This is a genomic window from Arthrobacter sp. MDT1-49-2 (genome assembly GCF_059090185.1).
On the sequence record NZ_JBNHFK010000009.1, the window covers coordinates 1 to 18,529 of the forward strand.

Consider the following 18,529-nt stretch of genomic DNA (forward strand, 5'->3'; position numbering starts at 1 on the left):
GACAAAGCTGAAGGGCCTGAGCCCGGTGCAATACCGTGCTCAGGCCCTCGCGGCCTAGACTTTTATTTGGCCAGTCCAACTTTCGGGGACCAGTTCACATCTGCGGGGCCCCTGTTTGTTTAAGCCGCGGGTTCTTTGGGGGTGCGCGGGTGGGATCGGGGTGGTGCCGTGGCCGCTGCGCACGGCTTGCCACGCTCTGATGCCCGTGGTGCCGTGGCGGCTGCGCACAGCTTGCCGCCCGCTGGTGGTGCCGTGGCGGCTGCGCACAGCTTCCCACCCACTGTTGCTGGTGGTGCTGCTGTGGTCACAGGAGTCACAGTGGTACCGGTGCGTGGGAAACTCTGCGGTTCGTGCAACGGAAAACCAGCCGACCAACCAAAAAATGGCCGCTGCACCCCGAGAATCGGGAGCGCAGCGGCCGTAGAAGCCGAACCTGGCTGGCTTAGCGGGTGGCGGTATCTTCCGTGCGGAAATCGGCACGGTCAATGCGGCGGTGGAAGCGCATACCGGCCAGTCCGCCCAGCACGGCGCCGAGCAGCGTGACCACCAGGCTCGCGGCCACGGCGATCCAGGTGCCGGGGCTGACGTTGTTCAGGTCCTCCGGCAGCGGGGCCACGGAGTTCAGCTGGCTGATGCTGCGGATGTCGCTGCCGTAGATCAGGCCCAGGATGATGACGACGGCGGCCGCGATCAGCGCCCACAGCCACACCGCCAGCCCCTGCTTGAGGCCGTTGAAGCGTGCCATCCGGCCGGCCACGTAGCCGCCGGCATAGTAGGAGAGCAGCAGTACCGCGAGCATGATGATGGCACCGATGATGCCGGCGGACTGGTTGGCAGCGGCCGATTCGAGAGCCGCCCCCAGGTCCGTTTCAGCGGAGAGGTTAACGGCGGCGCCGATCGCAGCTGCCAGCGCTGACAACAGCACCACCATGCCGGTGGCCGTCAGCCAGCCGAAGAACGCCGAGCCGAACTTCATGCCGCCGAAGCGTTCCTTTTCCCGGGCCAGCAACGCTTCCCGGTTGGGCAGGGCCGCTTCGCTGGCCACGCCGTCTGCGTGCCGCTCATGCCTGTCATTCCGGTTCTCCCCAGTGCGGTGGCTGCGGTCGTTGCGGTCGGAATCATTGGGAAGATCGCGGCTTGCCGTTACCGGGGCGACCCGCGTGGAGGTGTCCTCGCCGGAGGTATTCGTGGGGACTGCGCGGGTGGGGGTGTCCTCGCCGGAGGTGTTCGTGGGGACTGCGCGGGTGGGGGTGTCCTCGCCGGAGGTGTTCGTGGGGACTGCGCGGGTGGGGGTGTCCTCGCCGGAAGTGCCGTCGTTGCGCATCTGCGCTGCCGGGACCGCGCGGGTATCGTTGCGCAAGCCGTCCGCATCCGTGGCATGGCTGCCCGCATGGCGGCCGAGTCCCTGGCCCTGATCGGCGGCGGACGCGGAGTCCGCGTTGCTCACCCTTGTGCCGGTGTCTTCAGCCTGGCGGCCGTCCGCGGGAACGGTGCCTGCGGTGGCATCAGCTGCGGCAGACCGTTCCGAGCGGTCCCGCAGAGGGCCGCCGTCGGTGGCGCCACGGCCGGTCGAGGAAGTATTGGCGGTGTTCTCTGGTTCGGTGCTCATTACTGCATCTCCTGTTTCCGTCCGGAAAATCGGGCTGATCACGCCAGCTTATAAGCATCCTTACTAATTTCTCCACCTGCGGAAGGCAGCGCATCGGAGTTTAGGGGGTCCGGGGAGTGCGACAACGCGCCGTTGGGGATGAACGTCCGTTGTACACATACCGGGCTTATGAGGCTGGTTTAAGCCCCGTATCTGTACATTCGTCGGCGCCGAACCACCCGGAAGGAAATACGCGGGTCGCGGGTAACCGGTGCAAGACTGATGGAATGGATCCCGATCTTCTCGTTACCCTTGCCGCAGCCCTGGTGATTGCCGTGGGGCTGACCGGCATTGTGGTGCCCGTGCTGCCGGGCAGCATCCTGATCATCATTGCGCTGCTGGGATGGGCCTTCGGTGTGCAGAGTCCGGCGGCGTGGTGGGCCTTCGGCATCGGGTCCGTCTTCCTGGTCGCCGGGATGCTTGCCAGCTTCTTCCTCACCGGGCGGCGCCTCAAACAGCGCCAGATCCCCACGCGGTCCATCGTCGGCGGAGTGGTGGTGGGCATTGTCGGGATGTTCACCATTCCCGTGGTCGGACTCTTCGTCGGTTTCGCACTCGGTTTGCTGCTCAGCGAATGGCTGCGCCAGCGGAACCTGCCCACTGCCTGGTCCTCCAGTGTGGCCACGCTCAAGGCCATGGGGCTGGGCATCCTGGCGGAGCTGGGCCTGGCCCTGACTGCGGGCGGCATCTGGGGTGCCGCGGTCTGGGTACACTTCGCCACCCGCTGATCCCACACCTCCCCGCTACGCGTGTATAGGGTGTGGCGGTATGGGTGAACCCTCGATCAACCGCAGGATGCGGTCCGTTGAAGACCTCCTCAACCTGATGGACGGGCTCTTTGCCCGTGAGTCGGTCCGCTGGACCAGCGGTAGCGGAAGCTCCTGGTGGAACAGCTTCTACGCAGACCGCACCCGGCCTGTTCCGTTCTTTGCGGACAAACCCGACGAGAGCCTGGTGCGGTGGGTCCGCGAAGGCGTGCTCTCGCCAACCCGGGTGCTGGATGTGGGGTCAGGACCCGGGCGCAATGCCCTCTTTCTCGCTGAGAATGGTTACACCGTGGATGCCGTGGACCTCTCCTCGGCTGCGGTGGAGTGGGGGCGGGAGCGGGCTGCCGACCGCCGGTTGGACGTCTCATTCACCTGCGGCAACGCTTTCACGCTGCCACCTGATGCGTTGCCGGGACCGTACGGACTGGTCTACGACTCGGGCTGTCTGCATCACCTTCCTCCGCACCGCCGGATCAGCTACCTGCAACTGCTGCAGCGCACCCTCGCGCCCGGCGGGTACTTGGGGCTGGCCTGTTTCGCCAGGGGAAAGATGGGTGCAGAAGCACCGGACGAGCAGCTTTACCATGATGGGGAATTCGAAGCGGGGATAGCCTTCAGCCCGGACGACCTTAGGTGGGTTTTCGCGGACCTCGAAGAGATCGAGATCCGCCCGATGGCAGCCCAAGACCAGGACTCGCCTTTCTTTGGCGAATCCTTCCTGCTTACCGCACTGTTCCGCCGCCGTCCCTCCCGGACCCCCGGGTCCTAGATGCCCCCGGACCCCCGCCCCCGGACCCTTGGGCCCTAGATGCCCCCGGACACCCGGGCCCTAGGCGCCGGCTCGGACCCCCGGCCCCTAGGCGCCGACCCTAGGCACCGGCCGAACCCTAAGACCCCGCCACAAACTCCGCCAGATGCCGCAGCTGATCCACCCGGCAGCCGGGGTTGACGTACATCATGTGCCCGGCGTCGTAATAGTGGTGCGAGAACCGTGTCCGGGCGTCCTCGGACAGACGCATGTGCGCCCACACGTACTCCGCCGCGAAATGCGGCGTCGCGCCGTCGTAATAGCCGTAGTCCACATGCACGCGCAGCGCCGGATTGTGGACCAGCAGCCGTTCCAGGGTGCCGGTAACATCCACGGGCACGCCCTCGAAGGTTTTGTAACTCCACGGCTGGACCCGGCCCGTGAGGATTTCATACGGCAGATCGTTCTCGTATCCCAGCTCGGCACGCAGGTAGTGGTTAACGGCAGCCGAGTAGGGTCCGTTGATGGCCACCAGGCTGGGATCGTCCCAGTTGATCCAATCCTGCTGGTGCGCCGGTGCGGCGGTGAACCGCCCGTCGATCCGGCCCACCGCCAGGTTTTCCTCTCGCAGCAGTTCAGCGGAGAACATGGCGTAGTCCCAGCGCAGGTTGGTGCGGCGGATGAAGCCCTCGTCCAGGGTGGTGAGTTCCGCGAGCCGGCGGACGACGTCGTCGTACTCCTCCGTGCCCAGCCGCGATCCGCGGTGCAGGGCCAGCACATAGTCCCCGGCGGCATACTCCTCGGCCTCGCGGACGACGTCGGCCAGCTCCCGGCCCGGATGGCGGCCGTGATAGTGCGCAATCGCGGCATAGGTAGGCAGGTGCAGCGGATAGGGGGTGTCCCGGCCCGGCGCGAAATCCAGGGTGGCCAGGTTCAGCACGGTGGAAATCAGGCCCAGCCCGTTGACGGCCAGACCGTACGCATCAAACAGCCGCCCCGCCACCGCCACCGCGCGCAGCGTGCCGTAGGACTCGCCCACCAGGTACTTGGGGCTCAGCCAGCGGTTGTTGCGGGTGGTCCAGAGCCGGATCACTTCGGCCACCAGGTCCCGGTCCTCCTCGAAGCCGTGGAATTCGGCGGCATCATTGCCGTCCACCACCCGGGAGAAACCGGTGTTCACCGGATCGATCAGCACCAGATCCGCGTGCTGCAGCAGGGTTTCGGGGTTGTCCGCCAGACCGAACGGCGGCGGCGTCAGCGCACCGGCATCACCCGAATCCACCATCCGCGGACCCAGCAGCCCCATGTGCAGCCACACGGAGGAGGAGCCCGGGCCGCCGTTGAAAGCGAACACCACCGGCCGGCGGTTAGGGCCGGTGTCAGGGGCATCTGCGGTATAGGCAACCAGGAAGATCTCCGCCTTGGGCCGGAAGCCCTCGGACTTTCCGTCCGCCACTTCCTCCTTGCGGAACACCATGCGGCCGGTGGTGGTGGTGTAGGGGAGGCCGGTAGGTAGAGTGTGTCGGCGGACAGCGAAGTCATCGGTGACCTGAGACGCCGGTTCCGTGGAGGCAGGCGGCGCGGACGTGGGTTCGGGGGAGACCATGGCAAGCAGACTACCCGTGCCGGGTCCCTTTCGCCGGGACTGAAACGGCCAGGGTCCGCAGGAGCGGGCACGCGTACTCTTCCCAGCAGCCGAACGCGAGTCTACGTTGGGACCACCGTGACCGTCCGCGGCTCCCGACACGCGGGGACCCGCATTGCACGGCGGTCCCCAAAGGCGCGGAGGAATACATGTTTTTCCACAAACAGGAACTCCAGTTCAAATCCACCCCAGACAAGCCCGACGCCGTTTATGCCCGGAAACTGCAGGAGGTCCTGGGCGGACAATACGGTGAAATCACGGTGGCCATGCAATACGGTTTCCAGTCCTGGAACTCCCACATTCCGGGAAAATACCGGGACCTGCTCTACGGGATCGCGGCCGAGGAAATGGGCCACGTGGAAATGCTGGCCATCATGATTGCCCAGCTGCTGGAAAAGGCACCGCTGGGCATCACCGATGACGCCGTGCAGTCCGATCCGACGGTGGCCGCGGTGATGGGCGGCATGGATGTCCAGCACGCCATTGTGGCCGGTGCAGGTGCCCGCCCGGTGGACAGCAACGGCAACCCCTGGACCGGCGGCTACGTCACGGCCAGCGGCAACATGCTCGCCGACTTCACCTCCAACGCCAACATTGAAATGCAGGGCCGCCTCGCCGTCGCCCGGCTTTACCATATGACCGATGACCACGGGATCCGGGACCTGCTGGCCTTCCTCCTGGCCCGTGACACCATGCACCAGAACCAATGGACCACTGCGGCCCTGGAACTTCAGGCGGAGAACATGGAACAGCTTCCGGTCCCCAGCAACTTCCCGATCAACAAGGAACACCGGGAAGTGTCCTACCAGTACCTGAACTTCTCCGACGGCCAGCATGCCTCCGAGGGGTCCTGGGCGTCCGGGCCCACCCCGGACGGCAAGGGGGAGTTCAGCTACCACGACGGAACTACGACGTCGGCCCCCATGCCGCCGCCCACCCGGCCGGACGCCCGGTTCTACGGGACCACGGATGTGCCCAACGTCGTGGAGAAGGCTGCCGGGGCAGCACAGGACAAGCTCAAGAAGGAATAGCGGACACGGCCGGACCGGCCGCGGGACGGTCCGGCGTGCCGAAGTAATACGCCAGGAAAAGTCCCATGGAGACGGCCCCCGCCAGCAGAGCAGCGCGGTCACGGGGGCCGGTTGCGCCACGGCCAAGCAGTGCCGTGCCGCCCGCGGCGTTCAGCGCACTCCACGCGGCGTTGGTCATGGGCCCGGAGAGCCCGACGCCGGGCGGGGACGCAAACGGCGACGGAAATCTCCGTCCCTGCATGGCGCTGACTCCGTGCGGGACGGCATTGGCAAGGAGTACCCCGGCGAAGAACTTCGAGATGAGCGACATGGGCCGAGCGTACCGGCCGTCGCAGGGTTTGCGACCGATAAACGCTTTTTCGGCCGGTTTGAACCGGGTGAAAAGACGTAAACCGGCCGACGAATCGCAAACCGGTCGATTCCTGCCCGACGGCTGGACCGCCGGGCGCCGCCCCCGAAGCCCGGAGCTCCGGGCTGCCCCCAGATCCCGGGCACCACCGGCCCGCCGGGCCAACTGTGGCGGGCTGCTAGGCCGTGGTGCTTTCCGCAGTGTCCTTTCGGGCGCCCCGGGAGGTAAGTTCCGTTGCTGGTTTGGCATAGAACAGTGCGGCCAGCAGTGCCACGATGATCACGGCTGCAGGCAGGTACAGCGACTGGCCCATCGCCTCCGAGTATCCGGCCTTGAGCGCTTCCGGGAAGGCTCCGGCGGCAGGTGCGGTGCCGCCGTCGGCCGCGCCGGCTCCCAGATGGGCGGTCAGCCGGGACTGCATGATTGCCGCAATAGCACTGCTGCCGATCACTGCGCCGAACTGGCGGGTGGTGTTGTAGACCCCGGACCCTGCGCCGGCAACGTCCGCCGCGAGGTTGCGGGTGGCCGTCAGCGAGACGGAGGGCCAGATGCAGGCGTTCGCAAAGCCCATCAGGAGCATGGGCAGGACGAGCTGCCAGTAGGGCACGTCCGGGCTGAGCAGCGCGCCGAGCCAGATCAGGGATGCAGCCATGGCCGCGAAGCCGACGACGGCAATGAACTTGGGGTTGCCGCGCTGCACGGTTTTGCCGGCAAGAGGCGCCAGTACACCGGACAGGACAGCCATCGGTGCCAGCAGTAGGGCGGCCTGCGTGGGGCTGAGTCCGCGTACGTTCTGGGCGAAGAGGATGAGCGGCAGGGAGAAGGCGGTGACGGCGAAGCCCATGCCGGTGATGGAGATATTGGCCAGGGAGAAGTTGCGGTCCCGGAACAGCTTCAGCGGGAGCAGCGGTTCGGCCCGGTTGAGCCGCTGCCAGAGCACAAACAGGGCCAGGAGGACGATGCCGGTGATGATCAGCGACCAGACCGAGATGGGCCCGGCGATAGTGCCCCAGTTGTAGCTTTCGCCTTCCTGGATGCCGAAGACCAGCGCGAACATGCCCGCTGCGCTGAGCAGCACGCCCAGGTAGTCGAAGCGGTGCACGGAGGTGGACAGCTTTGGCACCAGCCGGTAGGCGAGGATAAAGCCCACCACGCCTACGGGGATGTTGATGAAGAAGATCCATTCCCAGCCCAGCCCGTCCACCAGGACACCGCCGAGGATCGGACCCACGAGGGTGGCGACGCCGGCGGTGGCGCCCCAGAGGCCCAGCGCGGTGCCGCGCTTCTCGGGCGGGAAGATCCGGGTGATCACGGACATGGTCTGCGGGGTCATCAGTGCGGCACCGAACCCCTGGAAGACACGGGCCAGGATGAGTGCATCAACACTGTTCGCGAAGCCGCACCACAAGCTGGAGAGGGTGAAGACCACCAACCCGATCAGATAGACCCGGCGCGGCCCGAAGCGGTCCCCGAGCCGTCCGGTGATCAGCAGGGGAACAGCGTAGGCCAGCAGATAGGCGCTGATCACCCAGATGACCTGGTCCAGGCCGGCACCCAGGTCCTCCATGATGGCCGGGGTGGCAATGTTCACGATCGTGGAGTCCACCAGGATCATGAAGAAGCCGATGACCAGGGACCACAGGGCAGGCCAGGGCCTGACCGTCTCCGGGGTGAGGTTTTTCAAGGTGCTTGCTGCCGTTCTGGAGAGTGGGGGGATGGCTGCCGGGACGGGGCCCGGGCCGAAAAGAGCCGAAGTCCATTGTGCACTTAGGCTGCCTTAGGACCAACCCTCAACCGTGCCGGGGTATTCCGGGTTCCGGAAGCGGCACGGTTATCCCGCGTCGAAAACCTCGCCGTTGCGCGGCAGCCACGGTCCGGGCCGGCCGTCGGGGTGATCGAAGGCCACGGGCAGTCCCCGGCAGGTACCCCAGTCCATGGAGTCCGTGACCTGGAGATGGATATGCGGTTCGGTGCTGTTGCCGGAGTTCCCGCAGGCGCCGATCCGGACGCCGGCACGAACCCGGGCGCCCGGCAGGGCCTCCACCGAGCCGCAGGCCAGATGGGCGAGCAGCACAAAGGGTCCGCCGGGTCCCAGAGCGATGACCGCATGGTTGCCGGCAACCGCATTCGGGCCCTGCCGCACCCGGCCGGCCTGCGTCAGGGCATAGCTGAGCAGCGCCGGCTGGGAGCGGCGCGCCTCATGGTCCGGCTCGCCGTCGTGCACGGACACCACGGTGCCCGACGCCGGTGCCAGCACCGACATTCCGAAGCCGCGGAATGTTTCCGGTGCCTCCGTGGAGAGCAGGGACCGCCATCCCCTCGGGCCGGACCGCCCGTGCCGGTCCACGGCTACGAAGTCAATGGCGTAAGTGGTCCCGAACAGGTCGGTGCCGTGGCTGGGGACTCGGTTGGCGGGGCTGTTCTGCGACAGCCAGCGGCCCCTGAACGGCAGGCGGAGCAGGATTGGTGCCGGCTGCGTGGACGGTGCTGCCATGGGCTTCCTTCCTGAAGCGCCCCGGGACTCGAGGCCTGGGGCCCCGGCCCGGCCCCGGCCCGGCCCCGGCCCCGGCCCGGGGGCCGGAACGGCCGGGCTCGGTTTCCGCGGGTGCGCCCGGGCCCGGATTTTCGAGGCCGGCGCGGCCGTTAGGACCCGGAGGCCGGACGCGCCAGAGTCCTGATCTCCGTGCCGGCCTGGTCGTAGAATCGCAGGGTATCGCCGTCGCCGTCGACGTCGGCAGCGGCACCGGCGGAAAGCCAGGTGTCGATGCCGTGGCAGAGCATCATGGTGGACGCCATATCCCGAAGCGTCACCCGGTTTCCCTCGATGCTCCAGAAGCCCATCAGCCGGTTGCAGCCGTCGGTGCCGCTGACCCGCCCGGAGGGGTCAAACTCCAGGGACGGTGCTTCCGGATCGGCCGTGTCTCCCCAGACCCCCGTCACCTCAACACCGTCCACATCAACCCTCGTCACATCGGCGTCCGGGAGGGCGCCGCCGTCGTCCGAAGCCGCGGAACCGCCGGCCGAGTTCGCGCCCGTTCCGCAGGCTCCCAGCAGGACGACGGCGGCCAGCGCCAGGGCGGGGATCGTCAGGACGCGCCGCCGCATCGTCACAGCCACTTGTTCCGTTTGAAGGTCAGGTACAGCACCACCCCGGTGAGCACCATGCCCAGCAGTGCCAGCGGATAGCCAAACTGCCAGGACAGCTCGGGCATGTGCTCAAAGTTCATCCCGTAGATGGTCCCCACCAGGGTGGGCGCAAAGAGGATGGCCGCCCAGGAGGAGATCCGCTTGACCTGTTCGTTCTGCTCAATGCTGGTTTCGGCCAGCCGGTTGGACGCCAGGGTGGAGGACAGGGTCAGCGCGTTTTCAAGGATGGCGCGGTAGGCGTTGGCCCGGTCGATCAGGCGCAGCACATGGTCCAGGACATCGCCCAGGTTGTCGCGGAGTTCAGGCGGAACACCGTACTGGTCCGCGGCACTGCGCAGCTCGCCCACCACGGTCTGCAGCGGGGTGATGGCGCGCTGGAACTGGATGACTTCGCGGGAGAGTTCGTAGATGCGGCGGGAGACCTCGGCGTCCCCGCCGAACAGCTGGTCCTCGATCTCGTCGATATCGTTTTCCAGTCCGGCCGCCACCGGGGCGTATTCATCCACCACCTGGTCGAGTACGGCGTAGAGCACGGCCTGCGGGCCGAGCTTCAGCAGGTCCGGCTCCTGTTCCACCCGTTTGCGGACCCGCGCCAGGTCGGGGGATTCAGCGTGCCGGACGGTCACCACGAAGTTGGGGCCGACAAAGAGGTGCAGCTCGCCGAACTCCACGCGTTCGACGTCGTCGAGGTAGCGGGCCGGGCGGAGCACCGCAAAGAGCTGCTCACCGTACTGTTCCAGCTTCGAGCGCTGGTGGCCAGCCAGGGCGTCTTCGACAATCAGCAGGTTCAGGCCGAACTCCTCGGCCACGGAAAGCAGCTCAATTTCATCCGGGCGGTACAGGCCGATCCATGCCATGCCGCCGGAGGAACGCATCAGCTCAAACGTTTCGTCGAGGCTGTCCGGATCGTGGACGCGCTTGCCGTCCACATACACCGCGTTATCGATCAGCGTCACGGACATTCCCCTCGCATTGACAAACATGGCCCAGGGCCCGGGTGTGTGCCGGGCCACTGCCCATTATCCCCGCTTTGCCCCGCGCAAGGACGTTCCGCAGCGCGCCGGCGGCAGGGAGCCGGGAACCCGTGGCGAAACCGACACGGAGCCGGAACCTGTAGCCGCCCCGGAGTGGGTTAAACCCGGAAGGCCGAACCCGGAAAGGCCGGACCCCGGAACTACACGGACCCCGGAACAGGTGCCGGGCGGGCAGGCGCCGGCCGTTCGGGACGCCGGGACATCCCCGTCCGGCGGAGCGGGCGCGCAGGGCATTAAGGATGGCAGCCAGGTCCACGAGTTCCTGGGTCAGGGCGCCCGCCACCGCGGGAATGAACCCGAAAGCGGCCACCAGCATCAGGACCACGCTCAGGGCAATGCCCAGCCAGATGCTGCCCAGCGCCACTGCCATGGTCCGCCGGCCGATCTGCACGGCGTCGGCCACCTTGCCGATGTCGTCCGCCACCAGCACGACGTCGGCGGACTCACTGGCCGCCGTCGAGCCGCGGGCACCCATGGCAATCCCGACGTCGGCCGCTGCCAGTACCGGAGCGTCGTTGACGCCGTCGCCGACCATGATCACCGGCCGGGGTTCCAGGCTGCCCACGGCTCGGACCTTGTCGCCGGGCAACAGCCCGGCCTGCACGTCGGTGATGCCCAGCCCGGCTGCCACGCTCTCTGCGGTTGCCTGCCCGTCGCCGGTGAGCATCACGGTGCGGCGGATGCCCAGCTCCGCCAACCGGTTCAGGGTGTCTGCGGCGTTCTCCCGGACGGCGTCACTCATGATCAGCGTGCCGGCGAACCGGCCGTCGATTCCGACGTACACCACCATCTGTCCCGGTTCCAGGTCCGCGGGCACGGTGTCCGGCGCGGTCTCGGCGACAAAGCGTTCCTTGCCCACCCGCACGGTGTGTCCGCCCAGCACTGCCTGCACCCCGTTTGTCGCCACCTCCTGGGCATCATTGGAGACAGCGAGGTCCAGGCCGCGTGCCGCCGCGGACTGTTGTACCGACGCAGCGAGCACGTGGGAGGAATACTGTTCGGCGGACGCGGCCAGCCCCAGCACCTGATCGGCGGAGAAGCCCGGCTGCGGGCGCACCGCCACCAGCGCGGGATGCCCGTAGGTGAGGGTGCCCGTCTTATCGAACGCCGCGCTGCGGGCCTTGGCCAGCTGCTCGAGCACCGCACCGCCCTTGACGATGATGCCGGCCCGAGCCGAACGGCTCATTCCGCCCAGGAACGCCACCGGCGCGGCGATCAGCAGCGGGCAGGGGGTGGCCAGCACCAGCACTTCGGCGAAGCGCACCGGATCGCCGCTGAGCAGCCAGGCCAGGCCCCCGATGAGCAGGGAGACAATGGTGAACGGCACGGCGAAGCGGTCCGCCAGACGCACCACCGGCGCCTTTGACTCGGCCGCCTCGGCCACCAGTGCCACAATCTGCTGGTACTGACTGTCCGCGGAGGTGGCCGTGGCCCGCAGCAGCACTGCCCGGGTGCCGTTGACCGCGCCGCTCATCACCGAGTCGCCGTCCTTGCGGGTCACCGGCAGGGATTCGCCGGTGAGGGAGGACTCGTCGAAATCCGCGCTGCCGGACACCAGCACGCCGTCCACCGGCACCACCTCGGCCGGCCGCACCAGCAGCAGGTCTCCGGGCTTTACGGCAGTGGCCGGGATGTCCTCGGCGCCCCGCTGGGTGTTCCCGCCGGGGAACCGGTGGGCGCGCTGCGGCGCCCGGGCCAGCAGGGCATCGAGCTCGCTGCGTGCCCGTCCCGCGGCGTAATCCTCGAGCGCCTGCCCGCCGGAGAGCATCAGGACAATGATCAGGGCGGCAATGTATTCCCCCACGGCCACGGTGGCGAGCATCGCGACGACGGCCAGGATGTCCAGCCCGTAGTGGCCGGCGCGGATGTCCCGGACCATGCCGGCACCGGTCCAGGCGACCACGCCGAGGACAAACAGGGATGCGGTCCAGGCGGCGGTGGCAGCAAAGCCGGCCGCCTGAAGGCCCAGCACGGCCAGGCCAACCAGCACAACGGCAGCCACCAGCGGGTATCGGCGGATAAATCGGATCACGCTCATATAGCCGTTCTAAGCCTCTTCGCGGCCGTTATCCAGTAAGCGGAAGCTAGCCTAAGTTCGCGGGCCTGCCCCTGCGGCTGCCCGTGCGGCTAGATGCGCCGGCGGCTGAGCAGCCCGGACATCAGCAGCAGCAGGCCGCCGGCGAGCGGCCACAGAATGTACATGCTCAGCAGTCCGCCGAGGGCTGCAACCACCAGACAGCTGACCATCACGGAGCAGACCAGCAGCAGCCCGAACACAATGCGGACCTGCCCCCGGTGCACCGGTGGAAGGGGCGGAAGCCATGCGGGACGCTCGTCAGTCCAGCTCATGCGGCCATCTTAGGACCGATGGAACCGGATGGAACCGGCTGGCGGCGGATTTTTGGCCGCCGGGCCGCAAACCGGTTTCGCCCTTTCAAGCCCCGTGCCGGCATGCGAGGATGGCGCACATCTTCCCCCGATCTTCGGAGCGTACCGCCATGGACCAGAGTGATCTCCTCATTGATGCCTTCGGCCGGCTGCCCGGCGTTGTCCGGCGGGCGGTCAGCGACCTAGATACCGCCGCGCTGAACCGCCGTCCGTATCCGCAGGGGAACTCCATCTCCTGGCTGATCTGGCACCTCAGCCGGGTGCAGGACCATCAGGTTGCCGAAGTGGCGGGGCAGGAGCAGGCCTGGACGGCGGAGGGCTGGGCGTCGCGGCTAGGCCTGCCCCTGGCCGTGGAGGACACCGGCTACGGGCACACCTCCGAGCAGGTGGCCAAGGTCCAGGTGCCCTCAGCTGAGCTGCTGCTGGGGTATTACGACGACGTCGCCGCCTCCACTGCCGCGTTCGTCTCCGGTTTGTCCGCGGCTGACCTGGAGCAGATTGTGGACCGGGCCTGGGACCCGCCGGTGACCCTGGGCGTGCGGCTCGTGAGCACCCTCGCAGACTGTCTCGAACACGCCGGGCAGGCCGCGTATGTCCGCGGAATGGTGCTGGCCAACCCTTCCTGAGAAGCGGAGGCGCTCTCTGGGAACAGCCTGTTCAGGCCAGGGAGGCGAGCAGCTTCTGGCAGGCATTGAGGCAGCGGCGGCATGCTTCGGCGCAGATCCGGCAGTGTTCGTGCATGGCGGCGTGCTGGGTGCATTCCTCGGCGCACGCCGCGCAGGCGGTTACGCAGGCCTGCAGCAGGGTGGCGGCTGCCGGGCCTGTTGCACCCGAGCGGGACAGGACGGCGGCAGTGGTGGCGCAGATTTCGGCGCAGTCCAGATCCGTACGGATGCACGCCACCAGGTCGCCCAGCATGTCCTCGCTCAGGCAGGAGTCCGCGCAGGCATTACAGACCTGGGCGCACTCGGTGCAGGCGAGGATGGCATCCTTGAGCTTGCCCAGATCGGCGCCGCGCGGGCCGCCGGGGTGGTTCTCGAGCATTTCGGTGATCAGGGCCATGACGGTCTCCTTTGTCCGGGGTGCTGCCAGGGGTGCGGTGTCGCGACGCGCTGTCCGGGATGTGTGCCGGTATCCCGGGGCCGCCATGCCGGCCGGCTGCCGCTTGCGCTGCTCCCACCCTAGGTGCGGCCCGGGGGGATCCCAAGGGGACTGTCGGTTTTGGCTCCGGTAACGGCGCGTGATTAGAATCGGGGGTAACCTTGCGGAGTCGGCCTGTCCGACGGCGCAGGTGCGGTATGGGGCTTTAGCTCAGTTGGTAGAGCGTTTCGTTCGCAATGAAAAGGTCAGGGGTTCGATTCCCCTAAGCTCCACGGATCCGAAGGGGTCCGCTTCCCAGCAGGTCAAGGGAAGCGGACCCCTTTTCCATGCTCAGAGCGGGCCGAGCACCAGCCGGTCACGGTGGCAGGCATTGCCGCAGAGGTTGCCGCCGGTACAGGATGGAAGATCACCGAGCGCAGCCTCTACCGGACACTGAAACGGCTCCAGGACGCGGGGCTCTTGCACGGGGAAGAGGTGGAGGTGCCGCGGACCGGCGCCCGGCGGAAGGACCTTTCCCTGACCGCATTGGGGGAGCAGTTTCTTGCCAGCATCAGGGCGAACCTCGTCGAATAGCCCGGCGTCCGGTTCCGGGCCCGAAGGGAAGGTTGCAGGCGATGAGGATCCTCGTGACAGGCTCCACCGACGGACTGGGATACGCCGCGGCGGAGGCGCTCCTGGCGGGTGGACACGACGTCGTCGTCCACGCCCGCAACAGTAACCGGGCCGCCGCCCTGAAACTGCTCCTGGATCGCGGCGCGGAAGCGGTCGTGGCCGACTTCGCGGACCGGGACGCGGTGCGGAATATGGCCGCTGTGCTGAACGCGGGCAACCGCCTCGATTCGGTGATCCATAACGCCGGGGTGGAAACCGGGCCGTCCGTGTTGCCGGTCAACGTGGTGGCGCCCTATCTGCTCACGGCCCTGCTTGAGGGGCCGCAGCGCCACATCTACCTGAGCAGCAGCTCCCACTTCAGCGGCCGTCCCTCTCTGGCCGGAGCTGACTGGGCCGGAATCAAATTCGGATCCTATGCGGACAGCAAGCTGTACGTCACCACGTTCTCCGCCGCGCTCGCCCGCCGCCGCCCGCAGGCGCTGGCCAACGCGGTGGATCCGGGCTGGGTGTCCACCAAAATGGGCGGACCGAACGCGCCGGATGATTTCGCGCTGGGCCACGAAACCCAGGAATGGCTGGCTGTCAGCGACGATCCCGACGCGCTCACCAGCGGCGGCTACTGGTACCACGGCCGCCGCAGACAGCCGCATGCCGCCGTTCTGGATCCAGTTTTCCAAGATGACCTGCTGCAGGTTCTTGCGATGGAGACCGGCACGGCGCTCTAACTTCGCGTTGCGGGAAAATTCTGCTGGTCAGCCAGACACGCGGGCCGAGGAATCGAGCCCGGGAGTCCGGCTGGTCAGAGAATCCGACCGGGGAGTCCGGCTGGTCAGGCCCGCTTGTTCAGGACGGCACGCTCTGCGGCCTCCCGCTTCATCCGGGTGAGAAGCAGAGTGATGATGGGCAGGCCGAAGAGGGCACTGAACAGTATGGGCCCGGCTGCCTCACGGAGGATGGCGGTGAGGGCGCCGACCGCAATCAGTGCCACCGTAGTGCCGAGCAGCAGCATGGGCGCTTTGGTGTCGACGCCGCTGCGCCGCACCAGAAGCAGGATCCCGGCTGCGAGCACCGCACAGGTCAGCATCAGCCACAGCACGGCCAGCACTGCGAGGCCCGTGGAAAGAGCCCTGTCACTGGTGAACATGGTGGCTGCGCCGAAGCCATTGATGAGCATCAGGGGTATGGCCAGGACTCCGGCGGCTACCCGCCGGCTCGAGGACTGAGGGGGCAGCGGAGGCTGGGGCGCTTCCCGGTAGCCGGTCTGGTGCGCGTACGCGGGATATCCGGTGTCGCTGCGGGCCTCAACCATGGGCAGGACCTTTCGTGTCTGATGCTGGGTCTCATACTGGGCGGCTCACTGAACTCATCGCATGATTCACCGCCGGACGTGATCCCGATCCTACTAGGGGTGGGGGACACAACACGTCCCGTACACGCGGCCACGGCGGCGGACTGCCTACGCTGGAAATATGAAAGTCACTGGCATTATCCGTCCTGTCGAAACCCGGGAACTGGAAGCCGAGGGCGAGAGTTTCCTTGACGCACGCGAAGCGCTGCAGGCACAGGTCCCCGAAGGCTGGCAGCTGATCATGGTGACCACCCACCCCTAGTGGGAGCCGGTTAGACTGCCCGGCATGAGTATCACCCTTCACCGGATGACGGCTGCGGACACGGACGCCGTCACCGCTTTCCTGTCCGCCAACCGTTTTCCGTTCCATGTGAACGCTGCACCGACGGCGGAGCAGGCAGCGGCCCGGGTGGCCGACGGCGATTTCTGGTCCGAGGAGTCACAGGGCTATTGGATCCGGTACGGCAGCGACAACATCGGGATGGCGGTGCTGGAGGACCTCGAGGAGGATAGCCCCGTCTTCGACCTGCGTCTGGCGGAAGGCAGGCGGGGGCAGGGACTGGGGGTCGACGTCGTCCGGGCGCTGTGCAGGCTGGTCTTCACCGAGATGCCCGAGGTAGTGCGGTTTGAAGGCCAGACCCGGGAGGACAACATTGCCATGCGCAAAACCTTTGACCGCGCCGGGTTTGTCAAGGAAGCCCACTACCGGCAGGCGTGGCCCAAAGCCGATGGATCCCGGGCGGCCTCGGTGGCCTATGCCATACTTCGGACTGACTGGGAAAATGACACGGTCACGCCCTTTGAATGGAACGATCTGCCCGGCTGAAGGGTGGGACTGGAGCTGACGGTGCGCGGAGACTCGGCTATTGCGGTGCGGGGGCTGACCAAACGCTTTGGCAGGGTCGCAGCCGTGGATGATCTGTCCTTCGAGGTGGAGGCCGGCAGCGTTTTTGCCTTCCTGGGGGCAAATGGGGCAGGCAAGTCCACCACTATTTCCTGCCTCACCACAGTCCTGCCGTTCGATGCCGGAATCGTGGAGGTGGCAGGGCACGACGTAGTGCGCAGCGGCAACGGGGTCCGCGAAGCCATTGGCGTGGTGTTCCAGGATTCGATGCTGGATCCCATCCTGACCGGCAGGGAGAACCTGCAGACCCGGGCGCGGTTCTACTCCCCGGACAAGGCCGCCAACAATGCCCGGATCTCGGAATTGAGCCGTCTGGTCGGGCTGGAGGATTTCATCGACCGGCGCTACAGCACCTACTCGGGCGGGCAGCGGCGGCGCGTTGATATTGCCCGTGCCCTGCTGCACTCGCCGTCGATCATTTTCCTGGACGAACCCACTGCCGGACTGGATCCGGCCAGCCGCGCAATAGTCTGGTCCACCATCCATGACCTGCGAGAAAACCACGGCCTGACCGTTTTCCTCACCACCCACTACATGGAGGAAACCGAGGAAGCGGACCGGGTCTGCGTGATCGAGAAGGGCCGGATCATCGCGGACGGGACGCCCACCACGCTGCGCGCAAAATACAGCCGCAGCGTCCTGTCCATTACCTCCGCTGATCCCGGTGCCCTGCGCACACTGGCCCGGGAGACCGGCGTCGACGTCATTGGCGGAGAGGCCAACGTGGTCCGGCTGGCCGTGGAGCGTTCCGACACCGCCCGCCAGCTCCTCGCCGAGCACGGCGGGAATGTGCTGGACTTCGAGTTCCGCCACGGCACCATGGACGATGTATTCCTGGCACTGACCGGCCGGACGGGAGATGCCGAATGAATGTGGTTATGGACATCACCGGCCGGAACCTGCGCCTGTATTTCCGGGACCGGCTGAACGTTTTCTTCTCCCTGCTGGGCGCCCTGGTCCTGTTCCTGCTCTACACCCTCTTCCTGGGCAACCAGCAGACCCAGGGCCTGGCCGAGAGTTTCCCGCAGGCGTCCGAAGAAGACATCAAAGGGTTTGTTGACGCCTGGATGTTTGCCGGAATTGTGGGCATTACTGCCATCACCACCGGTCTGGCCGCTGTGAACGTCATTGTGGACGATACCGCCACGGGACGCTTCCGGGACTTCCTCGTCTCTCCCATCAGCCGCGGTCAGCTGGTGCTGGGTTACCTTCTGTCCACCGTGGTGATCGCACTGATCATGACCACCGTGGTGTTTGCCGTCAGCCTGGCCTACCTGGCACTGGCCGACGGCGTGTTCCTCGGTGCGGGTGAGTTGGCCCGCACCTACGGATACCTGGTGCTCAGCTGCACCGCGTTTGGTGCGCTCAGCTCCTTCATCGTCACGTTTGTCCGCACGCCGGGATCCTTTGCCGCCCTGTCCACGCTGGTGGGCACCATCCTCGGATTCGCAGCCGGTTCCTACATTCCGGTCGGGGCGTTCCCGGAAGGGGTACGCAACTTCGTGAGTGCGCTGCCTTTCCTGCAGGCATCCATGGTGGTCCGCCAGGAAATGACCGAAGGTCCCCTTGGAGAGGTCACGGACCAGCCGCAGGCGGCGGATGAGGTGGAACGGCTGTTCGGCATCTCCGCCTACGTGGGGGACTGGGCGGTGCCCACCGGCTACGTCATTGTGGTTCTTGTGGCCATGGTGGTGGTCTTTACCGCCCTTGCCGCCGTCCGGATCCGCTCCCGGATCCGCTGAGCGGGTTCGCCGACTCCGTGCCGGTGCCGACGCCGGTGCGGTGCCGGTTACCGCGTCAGTCTCCG

20 protein-coding genes, 1 tRNA gene and 1 pseudogene are annotated in these 18,529 nt (G+C 67.0%); 11 read left to right on the forward strand and 11 right to left on the reverse strand.

The window, feature by feature from the left end; all coding sequences use genetic code 11:
- Nucleotides 1-442: 442 nt before the first annotated feature.
- Nucleotides 443-1,609: a TIGR04086 family membrane protein gene (locus tag AC5RTS_RS12775; RefSeq protein ID WP_493992395.1), complete on the reverse strand. Its 1,167-nt coding sequence runs from the start codon at nt 1,607-1,609 to the stop codon at nt 443-445.
- 266 nt (nt 1,610-1,875) lie between these two features.
- On the opposite strand from AC5RTS_RS12775, the gene AC5RTS_RS12780 reads away from it, so the two are divergent.
- Nucleotides 1,876-2,376, forward strand: coding sequence for a DUF456 domain-containing protein (locus AC5RTS_RS12780; RefSeq protein WP_493992396.1), 501 nt, complete (start codon nt 1,876-1,878; stop codon nt 2,374-2,376).
- A gap of 40 nt (nt 2,377-2,416) precedes the next feature.
- On the forward strand, nt 2,417-3,184 hold the full coding sequence (locus AC5RTS_RS12785) for a class I SAM-dependent methyltransferase (RefSeq protein ID WP_493992397.1): 768 nt from the start codon (nt 2,417-2,419) through the stop codon (nt 3,182-3,184).
- Nucleotides 3,185-3,302: 118 nt separating this feature from the next.
- Here the strand turns inward: AC5RTS_RS12785 and AC5RTS_RS12790 are convergent, their stop codons facing one another.
- Nucleotides 3,303-4,769, reverse strand: a complete 1,467-nt coding sequence (locus AC5RTS_RS12790; RefSeq protein WP_493992398.1) for a S10 family peptidase — start codon at nt 4,767-4,769, stop codon at nt 3,303-3,305.
- Between the two features lie 188 nt (nt 4,770-4,957).
- Here AC5RTS_RS12790 and AC5RTS_RS12795 point away from each other — a divergent pair, with 188 nt between their 5' ends.
- Nucleotides 4,958-5,839, forward strand: a complete 882-nt coding sequence (locus AC5RTS_RS12795) for a manganese catalase (protein ID WP_493992399.1) — start codon at nt 4,958-4,960, stop codon at nt 5,837-5,839.
- On the opposite strand, the gene AC5RTS_RS12800 is transcribed toward AC5RTS_RS12795, so the two are convergent.
- The 7 genes from AC5RTS_RS12800 to AC5RTS_RS12830 all read right to left on the reverse strand — a co-directional run bounded on the left by AC5RTS_RS12800 (nt 5,826) and on the right by AC5RTS_RS12830 (nt 12,718).
- Nucleotides 5,826-6,149 carry a hypothetical protein gene (locus AC5RTS_RS12800; RefSeq protein ID WP_493992400.1) on the reverse strand — a complete coding sequence of 108 codons (324 nt, stop codon included), beginning with the start codon at nt 6,147-6,149 and terminating at the stop codon, nt 5,826-5,828. The two genes, AC5RTS_RS12795 and AC5RTS_RS12800, sit on opposite strands and share 14 nt — an antisense overlap.
- A 217-nt stretch (nt 6,150-6,366) precedes the next feature.
- Nucleotides 6,367-7,803 (reverse strand): DHA2 family efflux MFS transporter permease subunit, encoded by a 1,437-nt coding sequence (locus AC5RTS_RS12805; RefSeq protein WP_493992561.1) that lies wholly within the window; start codon nt 7,801-7,803, stop codon nt 6,367-6,369.
- 216 nt (nt 7,804-8,019) lie between these two features.
- Nucleotides 8,020-8,682, reverse strand: coding sequence for a M23 family metallopeptidase (locus AC5RTS_RS12810; protein ID WP_493992401.1), 663 nt, complete (start codon nt 8,680-8,682; stop codon nt 8,020-8,022).
- 149 nt (nt 8,683-8,831) lie between these two features.
- Nucleotides 8,832-9,305, reverse strand: a complete 474-nt coding sequence (locus tag AC5RTS_RS12815) for an META domain-containing protein (RefSeq protein WP_493992402.1) — start codon at nt 9,303-9,305, stop codon at nt 8,832-8,834.
- Nucleotides 9,296-10,291 (reverse strand): magnesium and cobalt transport protein CorA, encoded by a 996-nt coding sequence (locus AC5RTS_RS12820; RefSeq protein ID WP_493992403.1) that lies wholly within the window; start codon nt 10,289-10,291, stop codon nt 9,296-9,298. Before AC5RTS_RS12820 ends, AC5RTS_RS12815 begins: the two co-directional genes overlap by 10 nt.
- A complete protein-coding gene (locus tag AC5RTS_RS12825; RefSeq protein WP_493992404.1) occupies nt 10,275-12,407 on the reverse strand; it encodes a heavy metal translocating P-type ATPase in 2,133 nt (710 codons plus the stop codon). Before AC5RTS_RS12825 ends, AC5RTS_RS12820 begins: the two co-directional genes overlap by 17 nt.
- 89 nt (nt 12,408-12,496) lie before the next feature.
- Nucleotides 12,497-12,718, reverse strand: a complete 222-nt coding sequence (locus AC5RTS_RS12830) for a hypothetical protein (RefSeq protein WP_493992405.1) — start codon at nt 12,716-12,718, stop codon at nt 12,497-12,499.
- A gap of 149 nt (nt 12,719-12,867) precedes the next feature.
- Between AC5RTS_RS12830 and AC5RTS_RS12835 the strand changes: the two genes are divergently transcribed.
- Nucleotides 12,868-13,383, forward strand: coding sequence for a mycothiol transferase (locus AC5RTS_RS12835; RefSeq protein ID WP_493992406.1), 516 nt, complete (start codon nt 12,868-12,870; stop codon nt 13,381-13,383).
- Nucleotides 13,384-13,414: 31 nt separating this feature from the next.
- On the opposite strand, the gene AC5RTS_RS12840 is transcribed toward AC5RTS_RS12835, so the two are convergent.
- Nucleotides 13,415-13,819, reverse strand: coding sequence for a four-helix bundle copper-binding protein (locus tag AC5RTS_RS12840; protein ID WP_493992407.1), 405 nt, complete (start codon nt 13,817-13,819; stop codon nt 13,415-13,417).
- Nucleotides 13,820-14,057: 238 nt separating this feature from the next.
- On the opposite strand from AC5RTS_RS12840, the gene AC5RTS_RS12845 reads away from it, so the two are divergent.
- The 3 genes and pseudogenes from AC5RTS_RS12845 (at nt 14,058) to AC5RTS_RS12855 (ending at nt 15,195) form a co-directional block, all read left to right on the forward strand.
- Nucleotides 14,058-14,130 (forward strand) — tRNA-Ala (locus tag AC5RTS_RS12845).
- 82 nt (nt 14,131-14,212) lie between these two features.
- Nucleotides 14,213-14,431: pseudogene (locus tag AC5RTS_RS12850) on the forward strand (PadR family transcriptional regulator); the annotation flags it as partial.
- 41 nt (nt 14,432-14,472) lie between these two features.
- The gene (locus AC5RTS_RS12855) at nt 14,473-15,195 is read left to right on the forward strand and encodes an SDR family NAD(P)-dependent oxidoreductase (RefSeq protein WP_493992408.1); all 723 of its coding nucleotides are present in this window, start codon (nt 14,473-14,475) and stop codon (nt 15,193-15,195) included.
- A 104-nt stretch (nt 15,196-15,299) separates the two neighbouring features.
- Here AC5RTS_RS12855 and AC5RTS_RS12860 read toward each other — a convergent pair whose 3' ends face one another.
- On the reverse strand, nt 15,300-15,779 hold the full coding sequence (locus AC5RTS_RS12860; protein ID WP_493992409.1) for a hypothetical protein: 480 nt from the start codon (nt 15,777-15,779) through the stop codon (nt 15,300-15,302).
- 160 nt (nt 15,780-15,939) lie between these two features.
- On the opposite strand from AC5RTS_RS12860, the gene AC5RTS_RS12865 reads away from it, so the two are divergent.
- Genes AC5RTS_RS12865 through AC5RTS_RS12880 form a run of 4 tightly spaced genes read left to right on the forward strand, consistent with a single transcriptional unit; the run spans nt 15,940 to nt 18,464 of the window.
- Entirely contained in the window at nt 15,940-16,080 is a 141-nt protein-coding gene (locus AC5RTS_RS12865; RefSeq protein ID WP_493992410.1) for a hypothetical protein, read from the forward strand.
- Between the two features lie 24 nt (nt 16,081-16,104).
- Entirely contained in the window at nt 16,105-16,644 is a 540-nt protein-coding gene (locus AC5RTS_RS12870; RefSeq protein ID WP_493992411.1) for a GNAT family N-acetyltransferase, read from the forward strand.
- Nucleotides 16,645-16,647: 3 nt separating this feature from the next.
- Entirely contained in the window at nt 16,648-17,592 is a 945-nt protein-coding gene (locus AC5RTS_RS12875) for an ABC transporter ATP-binding protein (protein ID WP_493992412.1), read from the forward strand.
- Nucleotides 17,589-18,464, forward strand: coding sequence for an ABC transporter permease (locus AC5RTS_RS12880; protein WP_493992413.1), 876 nt, complete (start codon nt 17,589-17,591; stop codon nt 18,462-18,464). Before AC5RTS_RS12875 ends, AC5RTS_RS12880 begins: the two co-directional genes overlap by 4 nt.
- The last annotated feature ends 65 nt before the right edge of the window (nt 18,465-18,529 follow it).

What these genes read in the sequence shown, in the direction of transcription:
- AC5RTS_RS12830 (WP_493992405.1), bottom strand. Translation starts at nt 12,718, where the DNA reads ATGAGCTGGACTGACGAGCGTCCCGCATGGCTTCCGCCCCTTCCACCG.
- AC5RTS_RS12825 (WP_493992404.1), bottom strand. Translation starts at nt 12,407, where the DNA reads ATGAGCGTGATCCGATTTATCCGCCGATACCCGCTGGTGGCTGCCGTT.
- AC5RTS_RS12795 (WP_493992399.1), top strand. Translation starts at nt 4,958, where the DNA reads ATGTTTTTCCACAAACAGGAACTCCAGTTCAAATCCACCCCAGACAAG.
- AC5RTS_RS12855 (WP_493992408.1), top strand. Translation starts at nt 14,473, where the DNA reads ATGAGGATCCTCGTGACAGGCTCCACCGACGGACTGGGATACGCCGCG.
- AC5RTS_RS12780 (WP_493992396.1), top strand. Translation starts at nt 1,876, where the DNA reads ATGGATCCCGATCTTCTCGTTACCCTTGCCGCAGCCCTGGTGATTGCC.
- AC5RTS_RS12805 (WP_493992561.1), bottom strand. Translation starts at nt 7,803, where the DNA reads ATGATCCTGGTGGACTCCACGATCGTGAACATTGCCACCCCGGCCATC.
- AC5RTS_RS12840 (WP_493992407.1), bottom strand. Translation starts at nt 13,819, where the DNA reads ATGGCCCTGATCACCGAAATGCTCGAGAACCACCCCGGCGGCCCGCGC.
- AC5RTS_RS12860 (WP_493992409.1), bottom strand. Translation starts at nt 15,779, where the DNA reads ATGGTTGAGGCCCGCAGCGACACCGGATATCCCGCGTACGCGCACCAG.
- AC5RTS_RS12775 (WP_493992395.1), bottom strand. Translation starts at nt 1,609, where the DNA reads ATGAGCACCGAACCAGAGAACACCGCCAATACTTCCTCGACCGGCCGT.
- AC5RTS_RS12810 (WP_493992401.1), bottom strand. Translation starts at nt 8,682, where the DNA reads ATGGCAGCACCGTCCACGCAGCCGGCACCAATCCTGCTCCGCCTGCCG.
- AC5RTS_RS12785 (WP_493992397.1), top strand. Translation starts at nt 2,417, where the DNA reads ATGGGTGAACCCTCGATCAACCGCAGGATGCGGTCCGTTGAAGACCTC.
- AC5RTS_RS12880 (WP_493992413.1), top strand. Translation starts at nt 17,589, where the DNA reads ATGAATGTGGTTATGGACATCACCGGCCGGAACCTGCGCCTGTATTTC.
- AC5RTS_RS12865 (WP_493992410.1), top strand. Translation starts at nt 15,940, where the DNA reads ATGAAAGTCACTGGCATTATCCGTCCTGTCGAAACCCGGGAACTGGAA.
- AC5RTS_RS12870 (WP_493992411.1), top strand. Translation starts at nt 16,105, where the DNA reads ATGAGTATCACCCTTCACCGGATGACGGCTGCGGACACGGACGCCGTC.
- AC5RTS_RS12835 (WP_493992406.1), top strand. Translation starts at nt 12,868, where the DNA reads ATGGACCAGAGTGATCTCCTCATTGATGCCTTCGGCCGGCTGCCCGGC.
- AC5RTS_RS12800 (WP_493992400.1), bottom strand. Translation starts at nt 6,149, where the DNA reads ATGTCGCTCATCTCGAAGTTCTTCGCCGGGGTACTCCTTGCCAATGCC.
- AC5RTS_RS12790 (WP_493992398.1), bottom strand. Translation starts at nt 4,769, where the DNA reads ATGGTCTCCCCCGAACCCACGTCCGCGCCGCCTGCCTCCACGGAACCG.